Raw genomic sequence first — 11,149 nt, 5'->3', positions numbered from 1 at the left:
GCCACGATCCTCCCCATCACTGGCCCGGGGAGGCTGCGATGACCATCGCCACGATCCTGCGCAACAAGGGCTCCGACGTGATCTCGGTGGGCCCGGAAGAGGAACTCGGCAAGGTCGCCCAGACCATGGTCCGACACCGCCTCGGCGCCGTGCTGGTGCGCGGCCCGGCGGGCGAGGTGCTCGGCATCGTCTCCGAGCGCGACATCGTCCGCGCGCTGGCCGAGGAGGACGGCGTCCTGGCCGGCCAGACGGCGGCGGATGTGATGACCCGCAAGCTCTTCACCGCCACCCCCGACACGCCGATCACCCGCGCGCTCGAGATGATGACCGACCGCCGCGTCCGCCACCTGCCGGTTCTGGAGAACGGCGCGCTGCGCGGCATCGTCTCCATCGGCGACCTCGTGAAGGCGCGGATCGAGGAAGCGGTGGGCGAGGCCGCGGCGCTCCGGGACTACGTCACCACGGGCTGACGGCGGGGCACCACGGGGGAAGGGGGCTGGCCGGGCAGCCCCGCAGGTGGCAAGGGGCATGGCCGCGCCGCGCTTCCGGCGCGCCCCAGCCCGCGCGAGTCCCCCGCCAATGCCCGACCAGAACCAGCCGCCCCAGCCCCGGCCCGAGCACATCCTCACCCTGTCCTGCCCCAACCGGCCGGGCATCGTCGCGGCGGTGGCCACCTGCATCTTCGAGCACGGCGGCAACATCCGCGAGGCCCAGCAGTACGACGATGTCGAGAGCCGCCGCTTCTTCGCCCGCATCACCCTGGACCACCCGGACGGCGCTCTCGACATCCCCGCCATGCGGGCGGGCCTAACCGCGGTCGCCGAGCGCTTCTCCATGCAATGGACGCTCCGCGACCGCGCCGCCCGGCGCAAGGTGATCGTCCTCGTCTCGAAGTTCGACCACTGCCTGGCCGATATCCTCTACCGCTGGCGCCTGGGCGAACTGCCGATGGACCTGGTCGGCATCATCTCCAACCATGGGCGCGAGACCTACCAGCACCTCGATTTCGGCGCCGTCCCCTTCCACCACCTCCCCGTCACGCGGCAGACCAAGCTGGAGCAGGAGGCCGAGGTCTGGCGCGTGATCCGCGAGTCCGGTGCCGAGCTGGTGATCCTCGCCCGCTACATGCAGATCCTCTCGGACGGCCTGGCCGCCAAGCTGGCCGGCCGCTGCATCAACATCCACCACTCCTTCCTGCCGGGCTTCAAGGGCGCGCGCCCCTACCACCAGGCCCAGGCCCGCGGCGTGAAGCTGATCGGCGCCACCGCTCATTTCGTCACGGCCGACCTCGACGAGGGCCCGATCATCGAGCAGGACGTGGAGCGCATCTCCCACAACGACACCCCGGACGACCTCGTGCGCCAGGGCCGTGACATCGAGCGCCGCGTCCTCTCCCGTGCCCTGCTCTGGCAGCTGGAGGACCGGGTGCTGCTGAACGGCTCCCGCACGGTGGTGTTCCGGAACTAGGCGCGCCGTTCCGCCTGAACCGCAGGCTGTCCCCGCGAGGCCGCCGGGCACGGCCCAGACCAGGAGCATGACGATGCGAGCCACCGCCGGAGGGCGCATCGCCGCCTGGGTTTCGCTCGGCCTGGTCACCGCCGCCAACGTCGCGGGCTATGCCTTCGACCTTTACCACCGCTTCTGGTGGTTCGACCGTGTCCTGCACGGCGCCACCATCCTGGCGCTCACGCTCTGGCTGGGCCTCATGGTCTTCGCCCGGGCGCTCACGGGAGAGCCGCGCCAGCGCGTCCTCGTCGTTCTCCTGCTGGCCAGCCTCGGCATCGCCATCGGCGCCCTGTGGGAGGTGGCCGAATGGGGGTTCGACCAGTTCGCGCCCGGCGACGTCATCAAGGGCAAGCACGACACCATCCTCGACATCGTGATGGACTCCGCCGGCGCCCTGCTGGCCGCCCTCGCCGCCAAAGCGTTGCTGCACCAGCCACGGTGACCTCGCACCGTGCTCTCCCCGCCCAACGACGCCCGGACGCGAGGTCCGGACAGGAGCGGCACGCATGTTCTTCGACAGCTGGTTCGGCCTTCTGCGCGTGCTGGTGGTCGGCACCCTGGCCTATGTCGCCCTGGTGGTCCTGCTGCGCGTCTCGGGCAAGCGCACCCTGGCCAAGCTGAACGCCTTCGACCTCATCGTCACGGTCGCGCTGGGCTCGACGCTGGCAACGGTGCTTCTCAGCAAGTCCGTCGCCCTGGCGGAGGGGCTGCTCGCCTTCCTCCTCCTGGCGGGGCTGCAGTACTTCGTGGCCTGGCTCTCGGTCCGCTCCCCCGGCTTCAGCGACCTGGTGAAGTCCGAGCCGACCCTCCTGCTCCACCAGGGGCGCCTCCTGGAGGGCGCCATGCGTTCACAGCGGGTGACCCGGGCGGAAGTTCTGGCCGCGCTTCGCGGATCGGGCGCCGCCGATCCCGCGGAGGTCGGCGCCGTGGTGCTGGAAACAGACGGCAGCCTCAGCGTCCTCCCGCAGGCCCCGGGCGAAACCTCGTCCAGTCTGGCGGATGTCAGCGGCGCCGTCCCCGGCACCGAACAGCCCGCGCGCTGAACCCCCGGACGGCCAAGGAAGCGCCATGTCCGGCGGACCATCGGCCGGCTCCAGGTCCGCGGCAACTCCGCCGTCCGCCTCCTCCCCGGGCTCCGCCCGGGGGCGCTCTTCTCCGCCCCCGGTCCGCCCCCGGGCGCGCCATCCGCCCCGCGATGACGCGGGCCGCATCGCCGGCGGCGTCACCACCCCGATGGTGTTCCCGATCTCGGCCTCCTCGCGTTCCCCTCGGCCTCGGCGGGCGACCAATGCAACCCGCCGGGCATCCGCGGCGTGGCCATCCGCCTTGCCCTCCGCGACGTGTTGCAGAACCCCCTCGCCGGCATCCTGATCCCCCGACACCGCCTCCCTCTTCACCGAAGGGATCGAGGTGACCGCCGCCTACGAGATGCTCCGGCCACCATCGCGCCGCCCCCATGCTCCGCTCCCACGGGTATTTCCCGCTCACAACACCCGGACAAACCCGCCGCACCGATCCTCCGGAGGCCGCGCGAGGCAGCCCCGCCTCCCGCGCGCTTGACCTCCCCCCGCCCGCCTGCCACCTCTCCCGCCCTTATACCCACCGAGAGGCCCGCTCCGCCCCCATGCCCGCGATCACGCTGCCCGACGGTTCCGTTCGATCCTTCGACGGTCCCGTCACCGGCACCACCGTGGCCGCGTCCATCGGCCCCGGCCTCGCCAAGGCCGCCCTGGCCATGGAGGTCGACGGCGCCCTCCGCGACCTGTCCGTCCGCATCGAGGCCGACGCGAAGCTCCGTTTCATCACGCGGCGCGACCCCGAGGCGCTGGGCATGATCCGCCACGACGCCGCCCACGTGCTCGCCGAGGCCGTGCAGGAGCTGTTTCCGGGCACCCAGGTCACCATCGGCCCGGCCATCGAGAACGGCTTCTACTACGACTTCGCCCGCAACCAGCCCTTCACGCCCGAGGACTTCCCGGCGATCGAGGCGAAGATGCGCGAGATCGTCGCGCGCAACGCCCGGTTCGAGCGCGAGGAATGGCCCCGCGAGGAGGCCATCGCCTTCTTCGAGAACAGGGGCGAGCGCTTCAAGGCCGAGCTGATCCGCGACCTGCCCGAAAGCGAGACGATCTCGATCTATCGCCAGGGCGACTGGCTCGATCTCTGCCGCGGCCCCCACATGCGCGGCACGGGCGATGTCGGCACCGCCTTCAAGCTCCAGAAGGTCGCCGGCGCCTATTGGCGCGGCGACCACCGCAACCCCGTCCTGTCCCGCATCTACGGCACCGCCTGGCGCGACCAGAAGGAACTGGATGCCCACCTCCTTCAGCTGGAGGAAGCCGAGAAGCGCGACCACCGGCGCATCGGCAAGGAGATGGACCTCTTCCACCTTCAGGAGGAGGCCACCGGCTCCATCTTCTGGCACCCCAAGGGCTGGCGCCTCTACCGCACGGTGGAGGACTACATGCGCCGCCGCCTCGACGCCGCCGGCTACGACGAGGTGAAGACCCCCCAGCTTCTCGACCGCAAGCTCTGGATCGAGTCCGGCCACTGGGAGAAGTTCCGCGAAAGCATGTTCATCGCCACCGTCGAGGACGAGTCCGAGAAGGACCGCGTGCTCGCGCTGAAGCCGATGAACTGCCCCTGCCACGTGCAGATCTTCAACCAGGGCATCCGCTCCTACCGCCAGCTTCCCTGGCGGATGGCCGAGTTCGGCGCCTGCCATCGCTACGAGCCATCCGGCGCGCTGCACGGCATCATGCGCGTCCGCGCCTTCACGCAGGACGACGCCCATATCTTCTGCACCGAGGACCAGATCGCGGCCGAGACCGTCCGCTTCGTCGCCCTCCTGTCCTCCATCTACCGCGACTTCGGCTTCACCGGGTTCCGCGTGAAGTTCAGCGACCGCCCCGCCACCCGCGCCGGCGACGACGCCACCTGGGACCGCGCGGAGGGCGCCCTCCGCGAGGCCTGCGCCACCGCCGGCGTGGACTACGAACTCAATCCGGGGGAGGGCGCCTTCTACGGCCCCAAGCTCGAATTCGTCCTGCGCGACGCCATCGGCCGTGACTGGCAATGCGGCACCCTCCAGGTGGACTTCGTCCTTCCCGAGCGGCTCGACGCCGAATACGTGGGCGAGGACGGCGCCAAGCACCGCCCGGTCATGCTCCACCGCGCCATCCTCGGCTCCTTCGAGCGTTTCCTGGGCATCCTCATCGAGGAGCACGCCGGCCGCTTCCCCCTCTGGCTCGCCCCCACCCAGGTGGTCGTGGCCACCATCGTGGACGATGCCGCCCCCTATGCGGAGGAGGTGGCCGAGGCCATGCGCGCCGCCGGCCTCTCGGTCGCCACCGACACCCGCAACGAGAAGATCAACCGCAAGGTCGCCGAGCACATCGAGGCCCGCGTTCCCCTTCTCGCCGTGATCGGCCGGCGCGAGGCCGAGGAGCGCAACCTCGTCCTCCGGCGCCTGCCGGGCCGCGAGCAGGAAACCCTGCCGCTCGCCGAGGCCGTGGCCCGCATCCTCGCCCAGGCCGCCCCGCCCGACCGCCGGCCGGCCCCCGTCCAGGAGGCCGGGCCGGCCTGACCGCCCCCGGAGGTCGTCCCGTCAAGGACGGCCGAATCGGCTTGACCCCGCCACGCAGCGGTTGCAGACGCATCCGCCCCGCCCCATAACTTCCCAGAACGACCCACCACAACAGGAGACGACCCTGGCCCGAGGCCCAATGCCCAATACACTCCCGACCCGCGACGGACCGCGGGTGAACGAGGAGATCCGCGCGCCCCAGGTCCGCCTGATCGACCAGGACGGTGAGATGCAGGGCGTGATGAGCGCGCGCGAGGCCCTGGCCCGCGCCTATGATGTCGGAATGGACCTGCTCGAGATCAGCCCCAACGCTGAGCCCCCGGTCTGCAAGATCACCGATTTCGGCAAGTTCAAGTACGAGCAGCAGAAGAAGGCCAACGAGGCGCGCAAGCGCCAGAAGGTCGTCGAGATCAAGGAAATCAAGGTCCGTCCGAACATCGACGACCACGACTACGAAGTGAAGATGCGCCAGATGAAGGGCTTCATCGAGGAAGGGGACAAGGTGAAGGTCACCCTCCGCTTCCGCGGCCGCGAAATGGCCCACCAGGATCTCGGCGTGAAGGTGCTGGAACGCATCCGCACCGAGATGGCCGAGGCCACCAAGGTCGAATCCATGCCCCGCCTGGAGAACAGGCAAATGATCATGGTGCTCGCTCCCAAGTAGCCGCCAGGCCGCGTTTCGGCCTGGCAGAATCGGCGATCCCGGAAGCGCCCGTCCAGCTTCCCAGGGATCGCCGGATTTTCTTTTCCACTCCCCGGCCACGGGTTGGTCCTTACCGAACCGCCCGGCCTTACCGTCCTTGAACGTGGGACGCGATTGGAACGACCGGGAAGCGCCTGTCCGTTATCGTGTTCGCGGTCAGAACGAAGATGCGATCCGGCCTGTTGGCCTGACTGGTTTCGGCCCGGAGGCGGAATGCCACCTGCTGCACCCGCACGTTGCTCTGCACGACCTCCCTGTCGACCTCCTTTTCAACGAGAACGCCTGACCGGCGGACGTTCTCCAGCACCGAAACAAAAAGGGAGCGGATCAGGTCGATATCCGACCCCTGCGCAGAGACGCCGCACGAGATGCCGTCGCGTCCGAACACCGTGGCTGGGTTGATCCCGTCGACCGGGGGGACCCATGCGGACGCATCGGCGGAGCCGCCATACATTGGCAAGGTCTTCGCAGAAGCCGGCACGAGGCCGTTCTGTTCAGCCCAGCTCGCCATTCCCGGCGCCGAACCGAGATGGCCCCCGAAGCCCTGCCCAGGGATGTTCACGGTGGTGCCGGCCAGGGCCCGGATATCCACGAAGCCTCGCTCGCATCCGGTGAATTCCGTCCCGTCGCACAGCCCTGCGAGGCCACCCGGTCGCACAGGAGCAGCGCCGCTCCGAGCGGCGTTCCGGCACGTCGGTCTCTGGTGAAACCCACGTTACGGCAGAACACCATTTTCACGCCGCCCGGTCTCTGATGCGGTGTCCGGCGCCCGCAAGCGGATGGCACCGCGCTGCGGGCAACCGGAAGCCACCGCGCCTCCCGCGGCTCAGAACACGGGCGCCGTGGTTTCCTTGTTCGCCAGCTCCACCAGCGCCGCCGCCAGCACCCGCGTCCCCGCGGCGAGCTGCGGGGCGCTCGAATACTCCGCGGGATTGTGGCTCACGCCGTTCCGGCTCGGCACGAACAGCATGCCCGCCGGACAGATCGGCACCATGAACTGCGCGTCGTGGAAGGCTCCGCTCGGCATCCGCACGGCCGCAAGCCCCTGCGCCGTCGCCGCATCCTCCACCGCGTCGGTCACCAGCGCGTCGAACTCCACGGGCAGCGCGTGGAAGCGCTCCGTCACCGCCACCTCGCAGCCCTTCACCGCGCTGCGGATCGTCGGCTCGATGGCGTCGCCGTTGGTGATCAGCAGCTCCTTGTCGGGGTGTCGGAAGTCGATCGTGAACCGCACCCGGTCCGCCACCGTGTTGGAGGTGTTGGGGAACACCTCGATCTGCCCGACCGTGAAGCGCAGCACGTCCGTCGGGTCCGTCATAAGCGCGTTCAGCGCCGTGATGGCCCGGATCATGTCCTGCACGGCATCCTTGCGCGTGGACACCGGCGAGGTCCCGGCATGCGCCGTCTCGCCCGTGATCTCCACGATGAACCACCGGCTCCCCTGGATGCCCGTGACCACGCCGATGTCCTTCCCCTCCGCCTCCAGAAGCGGCCCCTGCTCGATATGGGCCTCCAGATAGGCGAAGGGCTTGCCCCCCAGCGGCCGCCGGGCAAGGTCGGCCTCGGCCTTGCGGTGCTCGTCCAGTGCCTGGCGGAAGGTCACCCCCTCCAGGTCCGCCACCGCGTCCCAGGCATTGGCCGGCTTGAAGTGGGCCCAGGCCATGCTGCCCATGCAGCCCGGCGCGAACCGCCCGCCCTCCTCGTTGGTCCAGGCCACCACCTCGATCGGCCGCTTCGTCGCCACGCCGGCCTCGCGGATCGCCTGAACCGCCTCCAGCCCGGCCACCACGCCCCAGATGCCGTCGAAACGCCCGCCATTGGGCTGGCTGTCCATGTGGCTGCCCGTCAGCACCGGCGCCGCCTCGGCGTCCGTGCCCTCGTGGCGGAAGAACAGGTTGCCGATCTCGTCCACCGTCACGGCGAGCCCCAGTCCCTCGGCCCAGCCGATCATCAGCCGCCGCGCCTCGCGGTCCAGCGGCGAAAGGCAGGGGCGGTTCACCCCGGGCGACCCGTCGGCCCCCGTGATGGCGCCCAGCTTCGCCAGTTCCATCAGCCGGTCCCACTGCCGCTGCTCGCTCACGGCCGCGATCAGGTTGGGGGCGGTGCTGGCGCTCATGGATGGTCCTTTCGGGTGGGCGTCCGCGCATTTGCGGTATTGCCGGGCGCCAGATCAACCCGCACCCCACCGTGTCGGCCGCGGCACGCTCCATGCTAAGCACCGGGCGCAACCATTTCCCCCCGGGACCTCCGCCATGCCCGACGACAGCGCGTCCATCCCTGCGGGCCATCCCGGCCTCGCCGCCCTGGCCCAGGAAGCCCGCCGGCAGCTCGAACTCCTTTCCTACCCCCGCCACCCCTGGGTGCCGGAGAAAGGTGAGGGCGTGCTGGACGTCGCCATCATCGGCGCGGGGCAGACCGGCCTTGTCACCGCCTTCGGCCTCCTGCGCGAGCGCGTGCAGCGCGTCCGCGTCTTCGACGCCGCCCCCGCCGGCGGCGCCGGGGTCTGGACCACCTTCGCCCGCATGAAGACGCTGCGCACGCCCAAGCACGTCACCGGCCCCGACCTCGGCATCCCCGCCCTCACGCCCCGCGCCTTCTTCACCGCCCGCGACGGCGCCGAGGCCTGGGACGCCCTGAACAAGATCGGCCGCGTGGACTGGCAGCGCTACCTCGACTGGCTGGAAGCCACCCTCGAACTCCCCGTCACCCACGGGCACAGGCTGATCCGCATCGGCCACACCGGAACCGGCGAGCCGCTCGAACTCACCTTCCTCACGGGCTCCGGCGAAACCATGGTCCGTGCCCGCAAGCTGGTGCTGGCCACCGGCATGGACGGCATGGGCGGCTGGGCGATCCCCGCTCCCTTCGACCAGCTCCCCGCCGCCCGCGTTTCCCACACCTCCGGCCATGTCGACTTCGGCGCGCTCGCCGGCAGGCGCGTCCTCGTGGTCGGCGCCGGTGCCTCGGCCTTCGACAACCTGGCGACCGCCCTGGAGGCCGGCGCCACCCAGGGCACCATGCTGGTCCGCCGCGCGAAGATGCCGCGGGTGAACCCCTTCCGCTGGATGGAGCAGTCCGGCTTCCTCGGCCAGCTCTACGCCATGCCGGATGCCCTCCGCTGGCGCTTCATGCAGCACATCTTCGCCCTGAACCAACCGCCGCCCCAGGAATCCTGGAACCGCGTCGCCTCGGACCCGCGCTTCGACCTGCACATGGCCAGCCCCGTCCTCGCGGTCCGCGAGGAAAACGACGAGGTCGTCGTCACCACGCCCCGCGGCGAGCACCGCACCGACCACGTCATCACCGGCACCGGCACCGCCTTCGACCTCGCGCTCCGCCCGGAACTCGCCCCCTTCGCCCGGCACGTCCTTCTCTGGCGCGACGTCTATACCCCGCCCGAGGGCCAGGAATTCCCCGTCCTCGGCGCCTGCCCCTACCTGCGGGACGACTTCTCCATGCGCGAGAACGCCCCGGGCGCAGCCCCCTTCCTCACCCACATCCACATGATCAACTACGGCTCCACCGCCTCCATGGGCCTGTCGGGCGCCACCATCAGCGGCATGAAGTACGGAACCCTGCGCCTGGTGGACGGCATCTGCCGCCGCCTCTGGCTGGAGGACGCCGAAGCCCACCTGGACAGCCTGCTCACCTACGCCGAGCCCGAGCTCACCGGCGACATCCCCCAGGAATCGATCGCGATGGCCGCCGAATGAAGCCCTCCGCCGTCTCCACCCACGTTCTCGACACCGCCAACGGCATCCCCGCCCAGGGCATGCCGCTGGAGTTCTGGCGCATGGAGCCGGAGCCCGTGCTCATCCGCGCCGGCACCACCAACGCCGACGGCCGCCTCGACGCCCCCCTCCTGCCGCCCGGCGACTTCGCCCCCGGCCGCTACGAGCTCCGCTTCGACGTCGCGGCCTATTTCGCCGCCCGCGGCCAGGATCCCGGCTATCTCGGCACCGTCGTGATCAATGTCGGCCTGCGGGAAGGGGAGGGGCACTACCACGTCCCCCTCCTCTGCTCCCCCTGGAGCTATTCCACCTACCGAGGCTCATAGGGCGAGGGATCGTCCAAACCCGGCGGCGCCTGCACCGAGGCGTCGCGCAGGATCAGCCCGGCATCGTTTTCCGCCACCTTGTTCGCCCGCTTGCTCACGGGCCAGCAGGCCAGCCATTCCGGCGGGCAGGGCTGCAGCAAAGCCTGCAGCCCCTCCACCGGAACTTCCTCCTCCCCCAGCCAGGCCGGCCAGTCCTCCCGGGCCAGGATCACGGGCATGCGGTGATGCAGCGGCTGCTGCTTCGGGTTCGCCTCCGTGGTGATGATCGAATAGGTGCGCAGCCAGTTGCCCTGGGGGTCCTGCCACCCCTCCCAGATGCCCGCGAGGCTCATCGGCTCCCCGCTGGCCAGGGCCACGGCGAAGGGCTGCTTCGGGTCCTTGCTCCGCACCGCCGCCTCGCTGGGCGAAAGCCACTCAAAGAAGCCGTCCGCCGGCACCAGGCACCGCCGCTTACGGAAGGCCTCCCGGAAGGATGGCTTCTCCGCCACCCCATCCGAGCGGGCATTGATCAGCCGTGCCCCGTCCTTCATGTCCTTGGCCCACCGCGGCACCAGGCCCCAGCGCAAGGCATCCATCCGCCGCTCCCCGCTTTCCGGATGGCGCCGCAGCACGATCCCGTCCTGCGTCGGTGCCATGTTCCAGCTCGGTGCGAAGTTCGGCGTCGGGCTGCTGGCCGGCGTGTCGTAGTACCGGGCCAGCTGCGCCGGATCGCGTTGAAGGAAATATCTCCCGCACATGTGATGCTCGATTCAATCTGTGATGTTGCGCGACATAAGGAGAGCAACCCCGCGGCGGACCCCACGTTCTCATCCCATCGCAACAACGACGTGGGAGACAGCACATGGCGATCGACAAGGACCGCATTGAGGGCGCCCTGAAGCAGGCTGGCGGCGCGATCAAGGAGAATGCCGGCGCCGCGATCGGCGACAAGAAGATGGAGGCCGAGGGCGCGGCCAAGCGCACCGAGGGCAAGGTCCAGAACACGGCGGGCGGCGCCAAGGACGCGGTGCGCGACGCCGTCAACAAGACCTGATCCCTCCGGGGATTGGCTGAAGGGCGGGCCACCGGAAGGTGGCCCGCCTTTTTGCGTTCGGCCGGGCTTCACGGTGAAGGGACTGAGCGGCGTGTTGCGGTCCGTCCGGACGGAGGACGCCGCCGCCGGGAGGGGCGGGAAGCTGGCCGGTGGAGCAAGACTCCGGTTCCGCCCGCATGCTGCCGTTCATCAGGCCCGGCGCCTTCCCATTGGCGAACCCTGCCACGCCGTCATCCCGGCCCACCGCCAGAGCCATCGCGCTCA

12 protein-coding genes are annotated in these 11,149 nt (G+C 70.2%); 9 read left to right on the top strand and 3 right to left on the bottom strand.

Annotated elements, in window-relative coordinates; all coding sequences use genetic code 11:
* Positions 1-38 precede the first annotated feature (38 nt).
* The 6 genes from ACFFIC_RS25385 to infC all read left to right on the top strand — a co-directional run bounded on the left by ACFFIC_RS25385 (position 39) and on the right by infC (position 5,756).
* Complete coding sequence (locus ACFFIC_RS25385; protein WP_377055639.1) at positions 39-470, top strand: CBS domain-containing protein; 432 nt, start codon at positions 39-41, stop codon at positions 468-470.
* A gap of 109 nt (positions 471-579) precedes the next feature.
* Positions 580-1,467, top strand: a complete 888-nt coding sequence (gene purU, locus ACFFIC_RS25380) for a formyltetrahydrofolate deformylase (RefSeq protein ID WP_377055637.1) — start codon at positions 580-582, stop codon at positions 1,465-1,467.
* Between the two features lie 73 nt (positions 1,468-1,540).
* Positions 1,541-1,948: a hypothetical protein gene (locus ACFFIC_RS25375; protein ID WP_377055635.1), complete on the top strand. Its 408-nt coding sequence runs from the start codon at positions 1,541-1,543 to the stop codon at positions 1,946-1,948.
* Between the two features lie 64 nt (positions 1,949-2,012).
* On the top strand, positions 2,013-2,549 hold the full coding sequence (locus ACFFIC_RS25370; protein ID WP_377055633.1) for a DUF421 domain-containing protein: 537 nt from the start codon (positions 2,013-2,015) through the stop codon (positions 2,547-2,549).
* 581 nt (positions 2,550-3,130) lie between these two features.
* Positions 3,131-5,092, top strand: coding sequence for a threonine--tRNA ligase (thrS, locus tag ACFFIC_RS25365; RefSeq protein WP_377055631.1), 1,962 nt, complete (start codon positions 3,131-3,133; stop codon positions 5,090-5,092).
* Between the two features lie 139 nt (positions 5,093-5,231).
* Positions 5,232-5,756: a translation initiation factor IF-3 gene (gene infC, locus ACFFIC_RS25360; RefSeq protein WP_140882217.1), complete on the top strand. Its 525-nt coding sequence runs from the start codon at positions 5,232-5,234 to the stop codon at positions 5,754-5,756.
* A 127-nt stretch (positions 5,757-5,883) separates the two neighbouring features.
* On the opposite strand, the gene ACFFIC_RS25355 is transcribed toward infC, so the two are convergent.
* Both ACFFIC_RS25355 and ACFFIC_RS25350 read right to left on the bottom strand, forming a co-directional pair.
* Positions 5,884-6,387, bottom strand: coding sequence for an NMCC_0638 family (lipo)protein (locus ACFFIC_RS25355; protein WP_377055629.1), 504 nt, complete (start codon positions 6,385-6,387; stop codon positions 5,884-5,886).
* 234 nt (positions 6,388-6,621) lie between these two features.
* The gene (locus ACFFIC_RS25350) at positions 6,622-7,911 is read right to left on the bottom strand and encodes a M20 family metallo-hydrolase (protein ID WP_377055627.1); all 1,290 of its coding nucleotides are present in this window, start codon (positions 7,909-7,911) and stop codon (positions 6,622-6,624) included.
* Between the two features lie 136 nt (positions 7,912-8,047).
* On the opposite strand from ACFFIC_RS25350, the gene ACFFIC_RS25345 reads away from it, so the two are divergent.
* Both ACFFIC_RS25345 and uraH read left to right on the top strand, forming a co-directional pair.
* Complete coding sequence (locus ACFFIC_RS25345; protein ID WP_377055625.1) at positions 8,048-9,508, top strand: SidA/IucD/PvdA family monooxygenase; 1,461 nt, start codon at positions 8,048-8,050, stop codon at positions 9,506-9,508.
* Entirely contained in the window at positions 9,505-9,852 is a 348-nt protein-coding gene (uraH, locus tag ACFFIC_RS25340) for a hydroxyisourate hydrolase (RefSeq protein ID WP_377055623.1), read from the top strand. Before ACFFIC_RS25345 ends, uraH begins: the two co-directional genes overlap by 4 nt.
* On the opposite strand, the gene ACFFIC_RS25335 is transcribed toward uraH, so the two are convergent.
* Positions 9,837-10,589 (bottom strand): SOS response-associated peptidase, encoded by a 753-nt coding sequence (locus tag ACFFIC_RS25335; protein ID WP_377055621.1) that lies wholly within the window; start codon positions 10,587-10,589, stop codon positions 9,837-9,839. The two genes, uraH and ACFFIC_RS25335, sit on opposite strands and share 16 nt — an antisense overlap.
* Before the next feature lie 104 nt (positions 10,590-10,693).
* On the opposite strand from ACFFIC_RS25335, the gene ACFFIC_RS25330 reads away from it, so the two are divergent.
* Positions 10,694-10,885 carry a CsbD family protein gene (locus ACFFIC_RS25330; RefSeq protein ID WP_377055619.1) on the top strand — a complete coding sequence of 64 codons (192 nt, stop codon included), beginning with the start codon at positions 10,694-10,696 and terminating at the stop codon, positions 10,883-10,885.
* The last annotated feature ends 264 nt before the right edge of the window (positions 10,886-11,149 follow it).

The organism is Muricoccus vinaceus, assembly GCF_042433125.1.
Taxonomy (GTDB): domain Bacteria; phylum Pseudomonadota; class Alphaproteobacteria; order Acetobacterales; family Acetobacteraceae; genus Roseomonas; species Roseomonas vinacea.
This window is presented reverse-complemented; position numbering and strand designations above follow the sequence as displayed.